The following is a 21,970-nucleotide window of genomic DNA, read 5'->3' on the forward strand; positions in this document are numbered from 1 at the left end:
GATATTTTATCCCTTGTGGACAGAGTTTACCTTTTTCTGCGTACCTATTCCATGTTGATGATTTATATCATCTTTTTTAGAATATAATCCGTCCCGCGGCGGCTGAAAAACAGGTTGTGCAATTCTGGTCACTGACAATAAACAGGATCTTACACCATGTTATCCACAGAAAAATGGGATAACTGGGAATAACTGCCACTACTGTTTCAATTTACAGCCTTGACGTGCGATGAAAATCGAATTTTCACACAAATTGTGCCTAACTTATTGGCACAAACTGTGGATAAAACCGACGCTGTTCGATCTTTCATCAGCAGGAGGATCTTTGATGTGACGATCGTCACGTTTATCGCCCTGGATACCCTTAATTTCAATATAATAATATGAATTTAAATGATTTATTCTAAGCGGGGTAACTTGGCGACTCGTCGGGTTACAAGGTTGTTCATCGGTAATTCCGTACTTCTTCACAACTATATCCACAGAAAAGGTGAATAAAAACGGTCTCTGTTGCCCGTATCTGTTTATAACTCCTCCCTAAATTGTGAGTTATTCAAATGTTATTAGGTTGCAGGCCTGTAAGAGAGTGGTTTACCGCCTCCCTGTAGTGTGAAACAATCATTCATATATCAGATTTAGTTTGGGGTAGTCCGGTGATTGATGACGATGGCTACCGCCCAAACGTAGGAATAGTAATTTGTAATCGTCAGGGCCAGGTGATGTGGGCCCGGCGATATGGTCAGCACTCCTGGCAGTTCCCGCAAGGCGGGATCAATCCCGGAGAGTCCCCAGAACAAGCGATGTACCGGGAGCTGTTTGAAGAGGTTGGTTTAAGCCGAAAAGATGTTCGCATCCTGGCTTCGACCCGCAACTGGTTGCGTTACAAGTTACCGAAACGTTTGGTGCGTTGGGACACAAAGCCGGTTTGTATCGGCCAGAAACAGAAGTGGTTTCTTTTGCAGTTGGTGGGCAACGATTCAGATATCAATATGCAAACCAGCAGCACGCCAGAGTTTGATGGCTGGCGCTGGGTAAGCTACTGGTATCCGGTTCGTCAGGTCGTGTCATTTAAGCGCGATGTATATCGTAGGGTGATGAAAGAGTTCGCAAGTGTCGTGATGCAGCTTCAGGAGACGCCTCCGAAGCCACAGAGCGCACCTGCCTGGCGACGTAAAAGAGGTTAAGCTACGCAAATCATGCTCACCCGCTTGCGAGAAATAGTTGAAAAGGTTGCCAGTGCGCCTCGCCTCAACGAGGCGCTGAATATTCTGGTGACGGACATCTGTCTTGCGATGGAAACCGAGGTCTGTTCGGTCTACCTGGCCGACCATGACCGACGTTGCTACTACCTGATGGCAACCCGCGGTTTAAAAAAACCACGGGGACGCACCGTCACGCTCGCGTTTGATGAAGGTATTGTTGGCCTGGTCGGGCGACTGGCGGAGCCAATCAACCTTGCCGATGCGCAAAAACATCCCAGCTTCAAATATATCCCTTCCGTCAAAGAGGAGCGGTTCCGCGCTTTCCTTGGCGTGCCGATTATTCAGCGCCGTCAACTGCTTGGCGTGCTTGTTGTCCAGCAACGAGAGTTGCGGCAGTACGACGAAAGCGAGGAGTCTTTCCTCGTCACGCTGGCAACGCAGATGGCTGCGATCCTCTCCCAGTCTCAGCTGGCAGCCCTTTTTGGGCAGTATCGTCATACCCGCATCCGCGCGCTTCCGGCCTCGCCGGGCGTCGCGATTGCCGAAGGCTGGATGGATGCCACGCTCCCCCTGATGGAGCAGGTCTATGAAGCCTCGACGCTGGATGAAGCGCTTGAGCGCGAACGGCTTACCGCTGCGCTGGAAGAGGCGGCGAATGAGTTTCGTCGCTACAGCAAACGCTTTGCCGCTGGCGCGCAAAAAGAGACGGCGGCTATTTTCGATCTCTACTCACACCTGCTTTCCGATGCGCGTTTGCGTCGTGAGTTATTTGCCGAGGTCGATAAAGGTTCGGTGGCAGAGTGGGCGGTTAAAAAGGTCATTGAAAAATTTGCCGAGCAGTTTGCGGTGCTGACTGACGGTTATCTGAAAGAGCGCGCCGGCGATTTACGTGCGCTTGGGCAACGTCTGCTGTTCCACCTTGATGATACTATTCAGGGGGCGAATGCCTGGCCGAGCCGGTTTGTACTGGTGGCCGATGAACTCTCGGCGACGACGCTGGCGGAATTACCGCAGGACAGGCTGGCGGGCGTAGTGGTGCGCGATGGCGCAGCTAACTCCCATGCCGCCATTATGGTGCGCGCGCTCGGTATTCCGACCGTGATGGGGGCGGATATTCAGCCCTCCGTACTGCACCGCCGTACGCTGGTGGTGGACGGATACCGCGGTGAGTTGCTGGTGGATCCTGAGCCGGTTCTCCTTCAGGAGTACCAGCGTCTTATCAGCGAAGAGAATGAATTAAGCAAGCTGGCGGAAGATGACGTCAACCTGCCCGCGCAGCTCAAGAGCGGTGAGCGTGTGAAGGTGATGCTCAATGCTGGCTTAAGCCCCGAGCATGAAGAGAAGCTCGGCAGCCGCATCGATGGCATCGGCCTCTACCGCACCGAAATACCGTTTATGCTGCAAAGCGGCTTCCCGTCAGAAGAGGAGCAGGTGGCGCAGTATCAGGGCATGTTGCAGATGTTTAACGATAAACCCGTCACGTTGCGCACCCTGGACGTCGGCGCGGATAAGCAACTGCCCTATATGCCCATCAGTGAAGAGAATCCCTGCCTCGGCTGGCGTGGGATCCGCATAACCCTCGATCAGCCGGAAATCTTCCTTATCCAGGTTCGTGCGATGCTGCGTGCCAACGCGGCCACGGGGAATCTCAGCATTTTGCTGCCGATGGTCACCAGTATTGACGAGATCGACGAAGCGCGGCGGTTGATAGAACGTGCAGGGCGCGAAGTGGAAGAGATGATCGGCTATGCGATCCCTAAACCCCGTATTGGCGTGATGCTTGAAGTGCCTTCGATGGTCTTTATGTTGCCGCAGCTGGCGACCCGCGTTGATTTTATCTCCGTTGGCACCAACGACTTAACGCAATACATTCTGGCGGTCGATCGCAACAATACGCGCGTTGCCAGCATCTACGATAGCCTGCATCCGGCGATGCTTCGTGCCTTGGCGATGATCGCCCGCGAAGCCGAGCAGCATAATATCGACCTGCGCCTGTGCGGTGAAATGGCCGGCGATCCGATGTGCGTGGCGATCCTGATTGGTCTCGGTTTCCGTCACCTGTCAATGAACGGACGTTCCGTTGCGCGTGTGAAATACCTGTTACGTCACATCGAACAAGATGAGGCGCGCGAACTGGCCGCGCGTAGCCTGGAAGCACAGCTGGCAGCCGAAGTGCGCCATCAGGTGGCTGCGTTTATGGAGCGACGCGGCATGGGCGGTTTGATCCGCGGCGGCCGCTGATCCCCACAAAATAATGACGGCTCGGACGACCCCCTCTCCCTTGAGGGACAGGGATGGGGCGAGGGGGAACAGCGCGCATGAAACCCTATACACATCTTTTACATCTCAGGCGCATCCTCCGCGCCTGCCTTATGCTATGATTCGCAACTTTGGAGCACCTGCCAACGGCGGGAATGCAATTCACCCGCTGTCCACTTTCAGCGGAATAACAACATCTTGTGGTGACAGATGAACAGTGGTTATCTGCATTTTCCGGAATTCGATCCGGTTATTTTCTCAATAGGACCTGTAGCGCTGCACTGGTACGGTCTGATGTACCTGGTGGGCTTCGTCTTTGCCATGTGGCTTGCTGGCCGTCGCGCCAGTCGTCCAGGCAGCGGCTGGACGAAGAACGAAGTGGAAAATCTGCTTTATGCCGGCTTCCTCGGCGTGTTCCTGGGCGGTCGCATCGGTTATGTCCTGTTCTATAATTTCCCGGTATTCCTGAACGACCCGCTTTATCTGTTCCGCGTCTGGGACGGCGGCATGTCCTTCCACGGCGGGCTGATTGGTGTGATCCTGGTCATGGTGATCTTCGCCAGACGCACCAAACGGAACTTCTTCCAGGTGGCTGATTTTATTGCGCCGTTAATCCCGTTTGGGCTGGGCGCAGGGCGTCTTGGCAACTTCATCAACGGTGAACTGTGGGGGCGTGTCGATCCGAGCGTGCCGTTTACCATGCTGTTCCCGGGTTCCCGCGCGGAGGACATCGCGCTGCTGCCTTCGCATCCTGAGTGGCAGTCCATTTTCGATACCTACGGCGTTCTGCCGCGCCATATGTCACAGCTCTATGAGCTGGCGCTGGAAGGCGTGGTGCTGTTCATCATCCTGAATCTGTATATCCGCAAACCGCGCCCAATGGGGGCTGTCTCCGGTCTGTTCCTGATTGGCTACGGCGCGTTTCGTATCATCGTCGAGTTCTTCCGCCAGCCGGATGCGCAGTTTACCGGTGAATGGGTACAGTACATCAGCATGGGGCAGATCCTCTCCATCCCGATGATTGTCGCGGGTGCCATTATGATGATTTGGGCGTATCGTCGTCGTCCACAGCAACAACTTTCCTGAGGAATCATGAAACAGTATCTTGAATTGATGAAAAAAGTGCTCGACGAGGGCACGCCGAAAAACGACCGTACCGGCACCGGTACGCTCTCCATTTTTGGCCACCAGATGCGCTTCAATCTGCAAGAAGGCTTTCCTCTGGTGACAACGAAGCGCTGCCATCTGCGCTCGATCATTCATGAACTGCTCTGGTTCCTGCAAGGCGATACCAACGTTGCTTATCTGCATGAAAACAATGTCTCCATCTGGGACGAGTGGGCAGATGAGAACGGCGACCTGGGGCCGGTCTACGGCAAGCAATGGCGCGCCTGGCCTACCCCGGACGGCCGCCATATTGACCAGATCACGACCGTCATGAACCAGCTGAAAAATGACCCGGACTCGCGCCGTATCATTGTCTCTGCCTGGAACGTGGGGGAACTGGATAAAATGGCGCTGGCGCCTTGCCACGCGTTTTTCCAGTTCTATGTGGCGGACGGCAAGCTCTCCTGCCAGCTCTATCAACGCTCCTGCGACGTGTTCCTCGGCTTGCCGTTTAACATCGCCAGCTACGCGCTGTTGGTGCACATGATGGCGCAGCAGTGCGATCTTGAAGTGGGCGATTTTGTCTGGACGGGCGGTGATACCCACCTCTACAGCAATCATATGGAACAGACGCATCTCCAGCTGACGCGCGAACCGCGTGCATTGCCGAAGCTGGTGATCAAACGTAAACCGGAATCGATCTTCGATTACCGTTTTGATGATTTCGAGATTGAGGGTTACGACCCGCATCCCGGCATTAAAGCTCCTGTCGCCATCTGATACGGCAAATCCTGACACAACCGGTGCTCTTTAGCGCCGGTTTTTTTTCACGCCCGTTTTGTTTTTCGAGCCTGTTTCCAGAGACGATGCAACGCGTTGCAACGGGTGAAAATCTCCTGAAAGCGGCTCGTAAAGTTCTGGTTTGACGCTCGCACCGTTTTTGCTATTCCGCCACACTCCCGCCATGAAAAACGAACAAGGCTTTACGCTTATCGAAACCCTTATCGCCGTTTCGCTGACAGTAATCCTCAGCGCCACAGGGCTCTATGGCTGGGACAGTTGGCAGCAGCGGCAGCGGCTTTGGCAAACCGCCTGCCAGGTGCGGGATTACCTGGTGTTTTTGCGCAATGACGCCAACCGTCACAACAGCGAGCACAGGATCGCGCTGTATAACGACGGTGAAAAGAACTGTCTGGCCAGTTCAGCGGTGACCGGTTGTGACAGCGGCGGACCGTTCGTGATGAAGCCGACGTGGCCCGAGGTCACGATAAGCGACATAACCCCTGCGCTGGGATTTTACGGTTTAAGGGATACCGCATGGGCCGGACATATCCGCGTGCAGAGCCGCGCTGGTGGGTGGTGGGTTATTGTCTCAAATGGCGGACGTATCAGGCTGTGTAATGCCGCAGGAGAAGGTGCATGCCAGTAAATCGAAAAGGGTTTTCCCTGCTGGAAGTGCTTATTGCGATGACGATAAGCAGCATTCTGTTACTCAGCACGTCACGTTTTTTACCGGGGCTACAGCGGGGTGTTTTACTGCAATCCGGACAGCAGGAGCTGGAGGATGAGGTCTGGCAACGTCTGTTCGCGATCGGTAAACAGTTTCAGAGGGCAGGATATTGTGCAGGGCATTGCCAGGGGCAGGGGATGATCATCGGCAGGCAAGGACGATGTGCGATTGTGCTATGGGATGCGAACAGCAACGGCCAGTGGGATAGCACCGCGTCAGAAAACGACAGTACGGGATTCCGGCTTGAGTCCGGATCGCTTGAAACGCTGCGGGGCGCCACATCCTGTGACGGTAAGGGATGGGATAAGCTCACCGACCCGGATCGGGTCCTGATAGAGCAATTTATGGTCACTAAAACCGATCATGATGGCTTTGCGCCGGTCATCAGTATCGAGCTGCGTGCCCGCCGCAAAGGTGAACTGGCCGCACCCTTTTCGGCTCGCCATACCGTAACGGGGTTTAATCTGTGAATCGTCAGCGGGGCATGTCATCGCTGGCGCTGGTCCTGCTATTACTGGTGCTCGGCACGCTGATCCTCACCGGATTAAATCAGCAGCTGCAAACCTTTAGCACGCTGGTAAGTGGCGAGAGTTTGTCTGTTCGCCAGCAGGCTGCCGTGCAATCTGCACTGGAGTGGGGGCGCGTTCAGGAATGGGCTTTACAGCCAGAGGTTCAGTGCAAACAGACACAACGTTTGCGGGTCTGTATAAGGCTGTTTGGGGCGCGTGTGTTGCTTATTGCCGGCAATGACAATCTATTGCTATGGCGAGGCGGGGACATCTCGGAGGGGCAGATACGCTTTTCCGCCCACGGCTGGAGTGATTTCTGCCCCCTTAAGGAAAGTACGCTATGTCAGTTACCCTGAGCAGACAAAAAGGATTTAGCATGGTTGAGGTTTTGCTGGCAATGATGTTGCTGGTTGTGGTTGTGATGGCGTTATCCGGCTATCATCGCGCGCTGGCAGCCCGGTATGCGGCGCTTAGCCAGTATCGTCAGCTATGGCATCATGCGTGGAATCAGTCGCAGATCTCAACATTAACGCTCCCGCCGGGCTGGCAGGTCAGTCGGGGGCAGACAACACAGTCCGGATGTGTCAGCATCACGGTCACACTTATTTCTCCTATGGGGCGGCAGGGCGCGTTGACGCGTCTGCATTGCCCGGTTAGCCGCTAGTCGGGAGCGTTTATGCTAAGGGTTTACCACTCAAATCGTCTGGATGTGCTGGAAGCACTGATGGAGTATATCGTTGAGCAAGAGCGTCTTGACGATCCGTTTGAGCCAGAAATGGTGCTGGTGCAGAGCACCGGTATGGCGCAGTGGCTGCAAATGTCCCTTTCGCAGAAATTTGGCATTGCGGCGAACATCGATTTTCCGCTGCCCGCGAGCTTTATCTGGGAGATGTTTGTTCGCGTCCTGCCGGATATTCCTGAGCAGAGCGCCTTCAACAAACAAAGCATGGCCTGGAAACTGATGACGCTGCTGCCGGACATGCTGGCGCATGATGAGTTTGCCATGCTGCGGCACTACCTGAATGACGACACTGACAAGCGTAAACTTTTCCAGCTTGCCTCACGTACTGCCGACCTTTATGACCAGTATCTGGTTTACCGTGCAGAATGGCTGATTCGCTGGGAAGCGGGAGAATTAGTCGATGGGTTACCGGAAGCGCAAATCTGGCAGGCGCCGCTCTGGAAAGCGCTGGTCGAGCATACCGGGAAACTCGGTCAGCCTAAGTGGCACCGTGCTAACCTGTACGATCGCTTTATCTCAATACTTGAGAACAGCGCAGAACGGCCAGCCCGTTTGCCGTCACGCGTGTTCATTTGCGGTATCTCCGCGCTGCCGCCTGTCTACCTGAACGCGCTAAAAGCGCTCGGTAAGCACACTGATATCCATATCCTCTTTACCAACCCGTGTCGGCACTATTGGGGGGATATTCAGGATCCGCGCTGGCTATCACGGCTGGTCACCCGTCAGAGAAAACGCCTCTTTGAGGAACGCGCCGTGCCGCTGTTTAAAGACAGTGAAAATGCGGCGCAGCTTTTTGATGAAGAGGGGATTCAGAACCTGCCGAACCCGCTGCTTGCCTCGTGGGGCAAGCTCGGACGCGACTATATTTATCTGCTTTCTGAAATCACCTCTTCGGGAGAAGGGGATGTGGATGCGTTTGCGGATATTACGCCGGACAGCCTGCTGCACAATATTCAGCTTGATATTCTGGATTTGGAAAACCGTGCCGTTGCCGGGATCACTGCCGAAGAGTTTGCACGAAGCGACAAGAAGCGAAAACTGGATCCTGACGATCGCAGTATCGCGATCCACGTTTGCCACAGCCCACAGCGTGAAGTTGAAATTCTTCATGACCGCCTGCTGGCCATGTTACAGGACGATCCAACCCTGACACCGCGCGATATCGTGGTGATGGTGGCGGATATCGACAGCTACAGCCCGTTTATTCAGGCGGTATTTGGCAGCGCAACGGGCGACCGCTATCTGCCCTACGCAATCTCTGACCGTCGCGCTCGTCAGTCACACCCGGCGCTACAGGCCTTTATCAGCCTGCTTTCGCTGCCTGATAGCCGGTTTATCTCTGAGGATGTGCTGGCACTGCTGGATGTGCCTGTTCTGGCCGCACGTTTCAACATTAACGAAGAGGGGTTGCGCTATCTGCGCCAGTGGGTCAACGAATCTGGTGTCCGCTGGGGTATCGACGATGATAACGTCCAGGAGTTCGAACTGCCTGCGACCGGCCAGCATACCTGGCAGTTTGGCCTGACGCGCATGCTGCTGGGGTATGCGATGGAGAGCATCCACGGCGAATGGAATGACGTGCTGCCGTACGATGAGTCCAGTGGGTTGATCGCGGAACTGGTTGGTCACTTAGCCTCGCTGCTTATGCAGCTCAACCGCTGGCGCCGTGCGTTGATGCAGCCCCGCCCGCTCGAAGAGTGGCTGCCGATTTGCCGCGAAATGCTGAGTGATTTCTTCCTGCCGGACAGCGAAACTGAAGCGGCCATGGCGCTTATCGAGAAGCAGTGGCAGGCCATCGTTGATGAGGGGGTTAATTCGCACTATCACGAGGCGGTTCCTCTTTCGCTTCTGCGTGATGAGCTGACGCAACGTCTCGATCAGGAGCGCATCAGCCAGCGCTTCCTTGCGGGGCCGGTGAATATTTGTACCCTGATGCCAATGCGTTCAATCCCGTTCAAAGTGGTCTGTCTGCTTGGCATGAACGACGGTATTTATCCGCGTGCGCTTCCACCTCTGGGTTTTGATCTCATGAGCGCACAACCGAAGCGGGGCGACCGCAGCCGCCGCGATGATGACCGTTATCTCTTTCTTGAGGCGCTGATGTCTGCGCAAAGCAGGCTGTATATCAGCTATATCGGTCGTTCAATTCAGGACAACAGCGAGCGTTTCCCGTCTGTGCTGGTGCAGGAGCTGGTGGATTACATCGGACAGAGCCACTATCTGCCGGGGGATGAAGCCTGCAACTGCGACGAAAGCGAACGTCGGGTGATAGCGCATATCACCTGTCACCATAGCCGTATGCCGTTTGATCCTGTCAATTACGTTCCTGATGAACTGCAAAGCTACGCCCGCGAGTGGCTTCCCGCCGCGAAGAAAGCGGGGACGCCGCAAACCGATTTTATTCAGACGCTCGAACCGCGCGTCATAGATACCCTCTCGTTTGAGCAGCTACAGCGTTTTTGGGCGCACCCGGTCCGGGCTTTTTTCCAGCAACGCTTGCAGGTGAATTTCCGCTCTGAAGAGAGCGAAATCCCCGATGCGGAACCGTTTATTCTTGATGGGCTGGAGCGTTTTAAGCTTAATTCCCAGCTTCTGAATGCGCTGGTTGACGAAGAAGACGCCAGTAAACTGTTCCGACGTTACAGGGCGTCGGGATTACTTCCGTATGGTGCATTCGGCGAAATCGTCTGGGATGCCCAGTGCGAGGAGATGCGAGCGCTTGCTGACCGCGTTATCGCGTGTCGGCAGCCGGCGAGCAGCATTGAAATCGATCTCGATTGTAACGGTATGCACCTCAGCGGCTGGCTCACGCACGTGCAGTCTGACGGGCTGCTGCGCTGGCGGCCATCCATGCTCAGCGTTTCACATGGCCTGCAACTCTGGCTCGAACATCTTGTCTACAGTGTGAGTGGTCACGAAGGTGAAAGCCGGTTGTTTGTCCGTAAGGACGGCGAATGGCGTTTCCCGCCGATGGAGCCTGAGCAGGCGTTGACGTATCTGTCGCTTTATATTGAAGGTTACCGTCAGGGCATGAACAAACCTCTGCTTTTGCTGCCTGAAAGTGGGGGGGCGTGGATAAAAGCCTGTTACGACGCGCAGAATGATGCCATGTTAACGGATGAGGCTTCGCTCCAGAAAGCGCGCAGCAAGTTTTTGCAGGCCTACGAAGGGAACATGATGGTACGTGGCGAAGGTGACGATGTCTGGTATCAACGTTTATGGCGCACGCTGGAGCCAGAATATTTCGACATTATCACCCTGGAGGCGCAACGCTACCTGTTACCGTTGTTCAAATTTAATCAGTCCTGAGTGCTGTATAAAAATTGCGCAGTATGAGGTGTTCATTTATGATGCACCTCTTATCACGGACTGATGTACCCAAAGAAAGAGATGCTGGCGTGTCCAGCACGCACGTTGTTAATGATGTAGCCGTGATAAAGAGGTCGTAATGCCAGGCAGCACCTTGTTCAAAGCGTTTGTTTTGTTTATCGCCCTTTGGGCTCCCGTCACTCAGGCCGATTCCGGTTGGCAACCTGTCAAGGAAACAATCCGTAAGAGCGATAAGGACACCCGTGAGTATCAGGCGATTCGTCTTGATAACGGGATGACCGTGCTGCTGGTTTCCGATCCTCAGGCGGTGAAATCGCTCTCCGCGCTGGTTGTGCCGGTGGGTTCGCTGGAAGATCCTGACGCCCATCCTGGACTGGCGCACTACCTTGAGCACATGACGCTGATGGGCTCTAAAAAATACCCACAGCCTGACAGCCTGTCCGAATTTCTGAAAATGCATGGCGGCAGCCACAACGCCAGTACCGCGCCGTATCGCACCGCGTTTTACCTGGAAGTGGAAAATGATGCGCTTGACGGGGCGGTGGACCGTCTGGCGGATGCCATCGCCGCACCGCTGCTGGATAAAAAATATGCTGACCGTGAACGTAATGCCGTGAACGCCGAACTGACGATGGCGCGCACGCGAGACGGTATGCGCATGGCGCAGGTTAGCGCTGAAACCATCAATCCGGCGCACCCGGGTTCGCGCTTCTCAGGCGGCAACCTTGAAACGCTGAGCGACAAGCCAGGTAGCCCGGTGCTCGATGCGCTGCATGCGTTTCGTGAAAAATACTATTCCGCCAATCTGATGAAAGCGGTTATCTACAGCAATAAACCGTTGCCGACGCTGGCAAACATGGCCGCGCAGACCTACGGCAGGGTGCCAAATAAAAATATCGATCTGCCGCAGATTAACGTGCCGGTTGTCACGGACGCGCAAAAAGGCATTGTTATTCACTATGTGCCGGCCTTGCCGCGCAAGGTGTTACGCGTTGAATTCCGTATTGATAACAACACGGCGCAGTTCCGCAGCAAAACCGACGAGCTGGTGACTTATCTTATCGGCAACCGCAGCCCGGGTACGCTCTCCGACTGGCTGCAAAAGCAGGGGCTGGTGGAAGGTATTCGCGCTGACTCCGATCCCGTTGTAAACGGGAATAGCGGCGTGCTGGCCATCTCCGCGACGCTGACCGATAAAGGGCTGGCTCACCGGGACGACGTCGTTGCGGCCATTTTCAGTTATCTCTCTCTGCTGCGCGACAAAGGGGTCGATAAACGCTACTTTGACGAGCTGGCGCACGTGCTGGATCTCGATTTCCGCTATCCCTCTATCACGCGTGATATGGACTACGTTGAGTGGCTGGCAGATACCATGATCCGCGTGCCGGTGGAACATACGCTGGATGCGGTAAATATTGCCGACCAGTATGACGCCGGAGCGCTCAAAGCGCGTCTGGCGATGATGACTCCGCAGAATGCCCGCGTCTGGTATATCAGCCCGAACGAACCGCATAACAAAATGGCCTACTTCGTTGATGCCCCGTATCAGGTTGAAAAAATCAGCGAACAGACCTTCGCGGGCTGGCAGAAAAAGGCGGGGGAAATTGCGCTGACGTTACCGGAACTTAACCCCTACATCCCGGACGATTTCTCGCTGATCAAACCCGCAAAGGCGTATCCGCACCCGGAGCTGATTGTTGATGAGCCGACGCTGCGCGTGGTCTACACCCCAAGCCGCTATTTCGCCGACGAGCCAAAAGCGGATGTTAGCGTGGTGCTGCGTAACCCCAAAGCAATGGACAGCGCCAGAAACCAGGTGCTGTTTGCGCTTAACGATTATCTGGCCGGTATTGCTCTCGATCAGCTCAGCAACCAGGCTGCCGTTGGTGGTATCAGTTTCTCCACCAATGCCAATAACGGCCTGATGGTGAATGCCAACGGCTATACCCAGCGTTTGCCGCAGCTGTTCCAGGCGCTGCTGGACGGTTATTTCAGCTATACGCCTACGGAAGAACAGCTCGAGCAGGCTAAGTCCTGGTATGCCCAGATGATGGATTCTGCCGAGAAGGGTAAAGCCTACGATCAGGCGATTATGCCAGCACAGATGCTGTCGCAAATTCCGTACTTCCAGCGCGAAGATCGCCGCGCGTTATTGCCCTCAGTCACCTTAAAAGAGGTGCTGGCTTACCGTGATGCGCTGAAAACCAATACCCGTCCGGAGTTCCTGGTTGTAGGGAATATGAGCGAAGATCAGGCTAAAACGCTGGCGCAAAACGTCCGTGCGCAACTGGGTTCAAAAGGCGATGAGTGGTGCCGTAACCAGGATGTGCTGGTAGAGAAAAAGCAGAACGTAATCTTCGAAAAAGCGGGAAGCAGCACGGATTCCGCGCTGGCCGCGGTGTTTGTCCCTGTCGGTTATGACGAATTTACCAGCTCTGCCCAGAGTGCGGTGCTCGGTCAAATTATTCAGCCGTGGTTTTACAACCAGCTGCGCACCGAAGAGCAACTGGGCTATGCGGTATTCGCTTTCTCTATGAATGTGGGCCGTCAGTGGGGGCTGGGCTTCCTTCTGCAAAGCAGCGACAAGCAACCCGCTTACCTGTGGCAGCGTTATCAGGCGTTCTTCCCGCAGGCGGAAGCAAAACTGCGCGCCATGAAGCCGGAAGAGTTTGCCCAGATCCAGCAGGCGGTTATCGCCCAGGTGATGCAGCCGCCGCAGACGCTGGGTGAAGAGGCCTCGCAGCTGAGCAAAGATTTTGATCGCGGTAATATGAAATTTGATTCGCGTGATAAAATAGTGGCCGAAATAAAACAGCTGACGCCACAAAAGGTTGCCGATTTCTTCCATCAGGCGGTAGTAAAACCGCAGGGTATGGCCATCCTGTCTCAGGTTTCTGGCAGCCAGAACGGGAAAACGGACTACGTAAAATCAAAAGAGTGGACCGTCTGGAAGAGCGTCAGCGCGCTGCAACAAACTATGCCCTGGAGTAAGAAAGAATGACCCATACCGCTGAGCCGCTTGATCCCCTAAGTTTACCTCTACAGGGTGAGCGACTGATTGAAGCCTCAGCGGGAACGGGAAAAACCTATACCATCGCCGCGCTCTATCTGCGTCTGCTGTTGGGGCTCGGCGGCAACGCCGCTTTTTCGCGCCCGTTAAGCGTGGAAGAGCTGCTGGTGGTAACCTTCACCGAAGCGGCCACTGCCGAGCTGCGTGGCCGTATTCGCAGCAACATTCATGAACTGCGCATCGCCTGTTTGCGTCAGACGACGGATAACCCCCTCTACGCGAGCCTGCTGGACGAGATTGCGGATAAGCAACAGGCTGCGCAATGGCTGCTGTTGGCCGAGCGGCAAATGGATGAAGCGTCCGTCTTCACCATTCACGGTTTTTGTCAGCGCATGTTAAGCCTGAATGCGTTTGAATCCGGCATGCTCTTTGAGCAGCAGCTTATTGAAGATGAATCCGAGCTTCGCTATCAGGCCTGTGCGGATTTCTGGCGTCGTCACTGTTATCCATTGCAGCGCGACATTGCCGAAGCGGTTCACGCCCTGTGGAAAGGTCCGGAAGAGCTTCTTCGCGCCATCGACCGTTACCTGCAAGGCGAAGCGCCGGTCATTAAATCTCCGCCGCCTGCCGATGAAACGCTGGCCTCGCGCCATGAAAAGATCGTCGCCAAAATTGCGACGCTTAAGCAGAAGTGGAATGAGTCGGTTGGTGAAATTGATGCAATCATCGAAAACTCAGGCATCGACAGACGCAAGTTCAACCGTGGGAACCAGGGGAAGTGGATCGAAAAGATCAGCGTCTGGGCCCAGGAGGAGACGCGGGGCTACCAGCTTCCGGACGCACTGGAAAAATTTTCGCAGCGCTTTTTGACTGAGCGAACCAAAGCCGACGGCATTGTGCCTGAGCATTCCCTGTTTGTGGCGATTGATGCGCTGCTTGCGGAGCCATTAACGCTCAATGACCTGATGATCACACGCGCCATGACGGAGATCCGCCAGGCCGTCGCGCGCGAAAAACGTCGCCGGGGCGAGCTGGGGTTTGATGACATGCTGAGCCGCCTGGACGAGGCGCTGTCCAGCGAGAATGGTGAAGCGCTCGCCAGCGCGATCCGTACCCGTTTTCCGGTGGCGATGATTGACGAATTTCAGGACACCGACCCTCAGCAGTACCGCATTTTTCGCCGCATCTGGCGACAGCAGCCCGACACTGCCCTGTTGTTGATAGGCGACCCTAAACAGGCGATTTACGCCTTCCGTGGGGCAGATATCTTCACCTATATGAAAGCCCGTAGTGAGGTTGTCGCGCATTACACGTTAGACACTAACTGGCGTTCCGCTCCGGGGATGGTTGAGAGCGTCAATGCGCTGTTCAGCCGTATGGAGACGGCGTTCATGTTCAATGAAATCCCTTTCCTGCCGGTGAAATCCGCCCCAAAAAACGCATCCCTGCGCTTCGAAGTCAGTAGCGCGGTGCAACCCGCCATGACCTTCTGGCTGCTGGAAGGGGAAGGCTATGGGGTTGCCGACTATCAGGCGGCGATGGCCCAGCACTGCGCCGCGCAAATCCGTGACTGGCTGAGCGCAGGCGCGCGCGGCGAGGCGCTGCTTTGGCAGGGGGAACAGGCAAATCCTGTTAAAGCCTCTGATATTACCGTGCTGGTGCGCAGTCGTCAGGAAGCGGCGCTAATCCGCGATGCGCTAACGTTGCTGGATATTCCGTCAGTGTATCTTTCTAACCGCGACAGCGTGTTCGACACGCTGGAAGCCCAGGAAATGCTCTGGCTGCTTCAGGCGGTGCTGGCCCCGGAGCGCGAAAACACGCTTCGAAGCGCGCTGGCCAGCTCTATGCTGGGGTTGAACGCGCGCGATATAGATGAGCTCAACCATGACGAAAACGCATGGGATGCGGTGGTGGAAGAGTTTGTCCATTACCGTGAACGCTGGCAAAAACGCGGCGTCATGGCGATGCTGCGCGAATTGATGACGCGGCGTCAGATTGCCGAAAATATGCTGGCGTCATCCGGCGGTGAAAGGCGTCTTACCGATATTTTACACATCAGCGAACTGTTGCAGGAAGCCGGCACCCAGCTTGAAAGTGAACATGCCCTCGTGCGCTGGCTGGCGCAGCAAATCGCGGATCCAAACAGTAACGCCTCAAGCCAGCAGATGCGTCTTGAGAGCGATAAGCATCTGGTGCAAATCGTCACCATTCACAAATCGAAAGGTCTCGAGTATCCGCTGGTCTGGCTGCCCTTTATCGCTAACTACCGCGTTCAGGATCAGGCCTATTATCATGATCGCGAGACTTTCGATGCGGTGCTCGATCTCAGCAAGGCGGAAACCAGCGTTGAGCTGGCGGAAGCGGAGCGTCTGGCGGAGGATTTGCGCCTGCTTTACGTGGCGCTGACCCGTTCTGTCTGGCATTGCAGCCTGGGCGTCGCGCCGGTTTTCCGCCGTCGCGGGGAGAAAACAGGGGAGAGCGATTTCCATTTAAGCGCCTTAGGGCGGCTTATTCAGCGTGGTGAGCCTAAAGATGCGGCGGGGTTGCGCCTCTGTATTGAGTCGCTTTGCGGAGACGATATCGCCCTCCATATCCCTTCTCTGCCAGACAACAGCCGCTGGGAAATGGCGCAAGAGCCCGCGACCGATCTTAACGCGCGCCAGATCACACGGGTGCTTGCCGACGACTGGCGCGTCACCAGCTATTCTGGCCTGCAACAGCACGGGCAAAGTATTGCGCAGGATCTCATGCCGAAGCTGGACGTGGATGCCGCAGGGGTGGGCGATGTTCCGGTTGAACCGACGTTAACTCCACATCAGTTCCCACGCGGCGCGTCGCCGGGCACCTTTTTGCACAGCCTCTTTGAAGAGCTTGATTTCACCCAGCCTGTCAGTGAGGAGTGGGTGCTGAAGATGTTGCAGAGCGGAGGCTATGACGCGCACTGGCAGCCCGTTCTCACTGACTGGATCAACGCCATTTTGCAGGCGCCGCTGACGACGCAGGGCTTCTCTCTTCGCCAGTTAACGGCCAAAAATAAGCAGGTTGAGATGGAGTTTTATCTGCCCGTCGCAGGCCCGCTTAAGGCCGACGCGCTCGATGCGCTCATCCGTCAGTACGATCCGCTGTCAGCCGGTTGCCCGCCGCTGAACTTCCGTCAGGTGCAGGGCATGCTGAAAGGGTTTATCGACCTGGTCTTCCGTCACGAAGGACGGTACTACCTGCTGGATTACAAATCGAACTGGCTGGGCGAGAACAGCGAAGCCTATACCCAGCAGGCGATGGCGGCAGCCATGCAAATGCATCGCTACGATCTGCAATATCAGCTCTATACCCTGGCGCTGCACCGCTATTTGCGCCACCGTATTGCGGATTATCGCTACGACGATCATTTTGGCGGTGTCATCTATCTGTTCCTGCGCGGGGTTGATGCTGCCGATCCGCGCTCCGGGATCTTCAGCACTCGTCCGGATGCGGAATTGATTAATAAAATGGATAACCTGTTTGCAGCAAACACGGAGGAGATGGCATGACGATGCAGGACTTATTGCTGGATGCGGTAGAGCAACGCGTGCTGCGTCAGCTGGACGTGCAGTTTGCCATGATGATTGCCGCTGACCAGCCCGCCGTGATGCTTGCCGCTGCCCTGTTGAGTAAAGATGCCGGAGAGGGGCATGTGTGTCTGCCGCTCTCGCGTCTGGTGGTTGACGAGAAAATGCCGCCTGTCCTCCAGTCCTGCTTTGCGCTGCTGGGAGATAAGGTGGACTGGCAGAAAATCTTGCGTGAATCGTCAGCCGTCGGGCCGGGAGACAACCAGGCACCGCTGATCCTGACGGGGGAGCGCTTATACCTGAACCGCCTGTGGCGAAACGAACTGACGGTAGCGCGTTTCTTTAGTGAGACCAATGCGCCGCTTCCCTGCGACGAAGCACAGCTTCGCCAGACGCTGGACAGGCTGTTTGACTCCGGTGAGGCCACAGACTGGCAGAAAGTGGCGGCAGCCGTCGCCCTGACGCGGCGGATCTCGGTGATATCCGGCGGCCCGGGAACCGGGAAAACAACGACCGTCGCAAAGCTGCTGGCAGCCCTGATACAGCTTTCAGGCGAGCAGCGATGCCGTATTCGTCTGGCGGCGCCCACCGGGAAGGCCGCGGCGCGTCTGACCGAATCACTGGGCGGTGCGATGCAACGGCTGCCGCTCACCCAGGAGCAGCTTGCGCTTTTCCCGGGTGAAGCAAGTACTCTGCACCGTCTGCTCGGCGCGCAGCCGGGTAGCCAGCGGCTGCGCTACCATGCGGGCAATCCGCTGCATCTGGACGTGCTGGTGGTGGATGAAGCCTCCATGATCGACCTGACCATGATGTCGCGCCTGATCGATGCGCTGCCACCCCATGCGCGCGTGGTTTTCCTGGGCGATCGCGATCAGCTCGCCTCTGTAGAAGCCGGGGCGGTGCTGGGGGATATCTGTACCTACGCCAGTTACGGTTATACCCCCGCGCGGGCGCAGGAGCTCGCCCGTCTGACCGGTTGCTCGCTTGAACCCGATCACACGCCGATCGCGGGCGCACTGCGTGACAGCCTGTGCCTGCTGCAAAAAAGCTACCGTTTCGGTAGCGACTCCGGCATCGGCCAGCTGGCTGCGGCGGTCAACCGTGGCGACAGGCACGCCACGCGCACGGTGTTTGACGGTTCCTTCACTGACATTGAAAAGAAATCGCTGCAAAGCGGGGAAGAGTATCAGGCTATGCTTGAGGAGGCTCTTCAGGGATACCAGCATTTTCTGAGCTGCGTGCAGCAGCGCAGTCAGCCCGGGCAGGTCATCGCCGCATTTGGCGAATACCAGCTTCTGTGCGCATTGCGGGAAGGGCCGTTTGGCGTCACGGGCCTGAACGACAGGCTGGAGCAACTGCTGGTGCAGAAACGCAAAATTAACCGTCAACAGCATTCGCGATGGTATGAAGGCCGGCCAGTGATGATCTCCCGCAACGACAGTGCGCTGGGGCTGTTCAACGGCGATATCGGCATTGCGCTCGATCGCGGTAACGGACTGCGCGTCTGGTTCCAGCTGCCGGACGGCAGCGTGAAGTCCGTCCAGCCCAGCCGCCTGCCAGAGCATGAAACGGCATGGGCGATGACGGTACACAAATCTCAGGGCTCCGAGTTCAACCATGCGGCGCTGATCCTGCCTACCCAGCTGTCGCCGGTTGTGACCCGCGAGCTGGTCTACACCGCCATTACCCGTGCGCGCCAGCTTCTGTCGCTGTATGCGGATGAGCGCGTGTTGAGTCAGGCGATTGCCACCCGTACCGAGCGCAGAAGCGGATTAAGCGCGATATTTGAATCTGTCTGAGTGAACGCCCTCTCCAGCAGGAGAGGGTGACTGTTATCCCAGGTCCGCCATTAACACCTTCGAGCGGCGCTGGTAGTTGTACATCTCTTTCTTACTTTCCGGCAGGGAATCAATATCCACCGGCGTGAAGCCGCGCTCCTGGAACCAGTGAATGCTGCGCGTGGTAAGCACGAACAGCTTGCTCAGACCCATCTGGCGCGCCTGTGCCGCCACGCGTTCAAGCAGCAGTTCCCCCCGTGAGGAGCTACGGTAATCAGGATGCACGGCGACGCACGCCATTTCGCCAATCTGCTCTTCCGGGAACGGATAAAGCGCCGCACAGGCTATGGTCAGGTTATCGCGCTGAATGATGGTGAACTTGTCGATCTCCATCTCCAGCTGTTCGCGGGAGCGGCGAACCAGAATGCCCTGTTGTTCCAGCGGACGGATCAGCTCCAGAATGCCGCCGATATCGTTGATGGTGGCACGGCGGATCTGCTCGGCGCTCTCCATGACGATCTGCGTACCGATCCCGTCCCGGGAGAACAGCTCCTGCAACAGCGCGCCGTCTTCCTGATAGCTGATCAGGTGGCTGCGGCGCACCCCGCTACGGCACGCTTTAACGGCGCCGCGCAGAAAACGCACGGTACCGGAATAGTAATCGCCTTCTGCTTCCAGCGCTTCGACGCGCGCCTGGGCTTCATTCGGAAAAAGTTCTGGCACAATCACGCCCTCATCGTTCACGACACCCTGTGAGGAGCAAAAGCCGATCATTTTTTCCGCTTTCAGCTTGATGGCCAGCTGGGTGGCAATCTCTTCTGAGGTCAGATTAAAACTTTCACCCGTTACGGAGACAGCAACAGGGCCCATCAGAACGATCGCGCCATTGTCTAACTGGCGGTGAATGGCTTCTTCATCAATACGGCGGATGCGGCCGCTGTGGCAGTAGTCCACGCCATCGTCCACGCCGAGCGGCTGAGCGATGATAAAGTTGCCGCTCACCACGTTGATGTGCGCGCCCTGCAACGGCGTATTGTTCAGGCTCATCGACAGGCGGGCGGTGATATCGAGCTGCAACAGACCCGCCGCCTGTTTGACCAGCTCGAGGGTTTTCGCATCCGTCACGCGCGTGTGTTTGTGGTAGATCGGCTCATGGTGATGGGCGGCCAGGTTGGCTTCAATTTGCGGACGTGCGCCATACACCACCACCAGACGGATGCCGAGGCTGTGCAGCAGGCCGATATCATTGACGATGCTGGAAAAGTTTTCATGCTCAATGGCTTCGCCGCCAAGCATGATGACAAACGTTTTTCCCCGATGGGTGTTGATATAGGGAACAGAATGGCGGAATCCCTGGACCAGTTCGGTTCTACGTTCCTTAACCATGACACAACCCTTAGTGAATGTTTATTCGTAATTTCTGTATTTTTATTCGATTGTGGCCGCGTGTGCAAGCCTAAATTTTCTGCGACCCACAGAAAATAATAAGTAATCCGTGCGTTAACGTATGATTGTTTACCCTTTTATAGATGACAGTTTATGCGTCATTCGTTAAAGTTTTCGGTCAATTTGGGCGTTTTGTTCATCAATCAGATTTCTTGCTCGGGAGAAGCATGTCGGGATCCAATTCAGCAATAAGCCGCCGCCGCCTGTTAAAAGGGGCCGGGGCGATGTGGTTGCTTAGCGTCAGCCAGGTGGGTCTTGCCGCCACAAGCCAGGTAGTCGCGGTGCGCGTCTGGCCGTCGTCGACCTATACGCGCGTGACGGTCGAGTCCAATCGCGTGCTGAAATACAAGCAATTTGCCCTCAGCAATCCTGAACGTGTGGTGGTTGATCTCGAAGGTGTGAACCTCAACTCCGTGCTTAAAGGCATGGCAGCTCAGATCCGTGGCGACGATCCGTTTATTAAATCGGCGCGCGTCGGGCAGTTCGATCCGCAAACCGTGCGCATGGTGTTTGAGCTGAAGCAGAACGTGAAACCTCAGCTCTTTGCCCTTGCGCCTGTAGCCGCCTTTAAGGAGCGTCTGGTGATGGATCTCTATCCGGCGAATGCGACGGATATTCAGGATCCGCTCCTGGCATTACTTGAGGATTACAACAAAGGCGATCTCGACAGCCAGGTTCCGCCAGCGCAAAGTGGCCCACAGCCGGGCAAGGCGGGGCGCGATCGCCCGATTGTGATCATGCTCGATCCTGGCCACGGCGGAGAAGATTCCGGCGCCGTCGGGAAATATCGCACCCGCGAAAAAGATGTGGTGCTGCAAATTGCCCGTCGTCTGAAGGCCTTGATCGACAAAGAGGGCAATATGCGCGCCTACATGACGCGTAACGAAGATGTCTTTATCCCGCTGAAGGTCCGCGTGGCAAAAGCGCAAAAGCAGCGCGCGGATCTGTTTGTCTCTATTCACGCGGATGCCTTCACCAGCCGCCAGCCGAGTGGATCTTCAGTGTTTGCCCTGTCAACGAAAGGGGCGACCAGTACCGCCGCGAGATACCTGGCGGACACGCAGAACGCCTCGGATTTAATTGGTGGCGTGAGCAAAAGTGGCGACCGTTACGTCGACCATACGATGTTTGATATGGTGCAGTCGCTGACCATTACCGACAGCCTGAAGTTTGGTAAAGCGGTGCTGGGCAAGCTGGGCCGGGTCAACAAGCTGCACAAAAACAGCGTCGAGCAGGCCGGATTTGCGGTACTGAAAGCGCCAGATATTCCATCCATTCTGGTCGAAACCGCGTTTATCAGTAACGTGGAAGAGGAACGTAAGCTCAAGACGGCTAAATTCCAGCAGGAAGTGGCGGAGTCGATTCTGGCGGGGATCCGGGCCTACTTCTCAGACGGGGAAACGCTGGCGCGGCGGGGGTAGGGCATTAAGCCGGGTATCATGCCCGGCATTTTCACAAACGCCAGATACAAAAAAACACCCTTCAGGGTGTTTATTGTTTTAAGAAGTGTTGGTTGCGGGGGCCGGATT

General features: G+C 56.0%; 14 protein-coding genes. 13 read left to right on the forward strand and 1 reads right to left on the reverse strand.

Annotation, left to right across the window (positions count from 1 at the left end; genetic code table 11):
* The first annotated feature begins 653 nt into the window (after positions 1-653).
* From rppH to recD, 12 genes are all read left to right on the forward strand, one after another.
* Positions 654-1,184: an RNA pyrophosphohydrolase gene (gene rppH, locus IM290_RS04685; RefSeq protein WP_003862791.1), complete on the forward strand. Its 531-nt coding sequence runs from the start codon at positions 654-656 to the stop codon at positions 1,182-1,184.
* Between the two features lie 12 nt (positions 1,185-1,196).
* Positions 1,197-3,443 (forward strand): phosphoenolpyruvate--protein phosphotransferase, encoded by a 2,247-nt coding sequence (gene ptsP, locus IM290_RS04690; RefSeq protein WP_015571752.1) that lies wholly within the window; start codon positions 1,197-1,199, stop codon positions 3,441-3,443.
* A 228-nt stretch (positions 3,444-3,671) separates the two neighbouring features.
* Positions 3,672-4,547 (forward strand): prolipoprotein diacylglyceryl transferase, encoded by an 876-nt coding sequence (lgt, locus tag IM290_RS04695; RefSeq protein WP_003862787.1) that lies wholly within the window; start codon positions 3,672-3,674, stop codon positions 4,545-4,547.
* Positions 4,548-4,553: 6 nt separating this feature from the next.
* On the forward strand, positions 4,554-5,348 hold the full coding sequence (gene thyA / locus IM290_RS04700; RefSeq protein WP_015571751.1) for a thymidylate synthase: 795 nt from the start codon (positions 4,554-4,556) through the stop codon (positions 5,346-5,348).
* Positions 5,349-5,532: 184 nt separating this feature from the next.
* A complete protein-coding gene (locus IM290_RS04705; protein ID WP_193041462.1) occupies positions 5,533-5,997 on the forward strand; it encodes a prepilin peptidase-dependent protein in 465 nt (154 codons plus the stop codon).
* The gene (locus tag IM290_RS04710; protein ID WP_015571748.1) at positions 5,988-6,548 is read left to right on the forward strand and encodes a prepilin peptidase-dependent protein; all 561 of its coding nucleotides are present in this window, start codon (positions 5,988-5,990) and stop codon (positions 6,546-6,548) included. Before IM290_RS04705 ends, IM290_RS04710 begins: the two co-directional genes overlap by 10 nt.
* On the forward strand, positions 6,545-6,943 hold the full coding sequence (locus IM290_RS04715) for a DUF2509 family protein (RefSeq protein WP_017382846.1): 399 nt from the start codon (positions 6,545-6,547) through the stop codon (positions 6,941-6,943). The genes IM290_RS04710 and IM290_RS04715 overlap by 4 nt, the downstream gene beginning before the upstream one ends.
* Positions 6,928-7,251 (forward strand): prepilin-type N-terminal cleavage/methylation domain-containing protein, encoded by a 324-nt coding sequence (locus IM290_RS04720; RefSeq protein ID WP_023295356.1) that lies wholly within the window; start codon positions 6,928-6,930, stop codon positions 7,249-7,251. Before IM290_RS04715 ends, IM290_RS04720 begins: the two co-directional genes overlap by 16 nt.
* A 12-nt stretch (positions 7,252-7,263) precedes the next feature.
* Positions 7,264-10,638 (forward strand): exodeoxyribonuclease V subunit gamma, encoded by a 3,375-nt coding sequence (gene recC / locus IM290_RS04725; protein WP_193041461.1) that lies wholly within the window; start codon positions 7,264-7,266, stop codon positions 10,636-10,638.
* 139 nt (positions 10,639-10,777) lie between these two features.
* On the forward strand, positions 10,778-13,660 hold the full coding sequence (gene ptrA, locus IM290_RS04730) for a pitrilysin (protein WP_032619114.1): 2,883 nt from the start codon (positions 10,778-10,780) through the stop codon (positions 13,658-13,660).
* Positions 13,657-17,199: an exodeoxyribonuclease V subunit beta gene (gene recB / locus IM290_RS04735; protein WP_047716739.1), complete on the forward strand. Its 3,543-nt coding sequence runs from the start codon at positions 13,657-13,659 to the stop codon at positions 17,197-17,199. Before ptrA ends, recB begins: the two co-directional genes overlap by 4 nt.
* Positions 17,196-19,016, forward strand: a complete 1,821-nt coding sequence (gene recD, locus IM290_RS04740; protein ID WP_047062376.1) for an exodeoxyribonuclease V subunit alpha — start codon at positions 17,196-17,198, stop codon at positions 19,014-19,016. The genes recB and recD overlap by 4 nt, the downstream gene beginning before the upstream one ends.
* A gap of 33 nt (positions 19,017-19,049) precedes the next feature.
* On the opposite strand, the gene argA is transcribed toward recD, so the two are convergent.
* Positions 19,050-20,381 carry an amino-acid N-acetyltransferase gene (argA, locus tag IM290_RS04745; RefSeq protein ID WP_015571744.1) on the reverse strand — a complete coding sequence of 444 codons (1,332 nt, stop codon included), beginning with the start codon at positions 20,379-20,381 and terminating at the stop codon, positions 19,050-19,052.
* A 227-nt stretch (positions 20,382-20,608) separates the two neighbouring features.
* Here argA and amiC point away from each other — a divergent pair, with 227 nt between their 5' ends.
* Positions 20,609-21,862 (forward strand): N-acetylmuramoyl-L-alanine amidase AmiC, encoded by a 1,254-nt coding sequence (gene amiC, locus IM290_RS04750; protein ID WP_017382840.1) that lies wholly within the window; start codon positions 20,609-20,611, stop codon positions 21,860-21,862.
* Positions 21,863-21,970 lie beyond the last annotated feature (108 nt).

The sequence above is a fragment of the Enterobacter cloacae complex sp. S1 genome (assembly GCF_014930525.1).
In the GTDB taxonomy this organism is placed as follows: domain Bacteria; phylum Pseudomonadota; class Gammaproteobacteria; order Enterobacterales; family Enterobacteriaceae; genus Enterobacter; species Enterobacter hormaechei_C.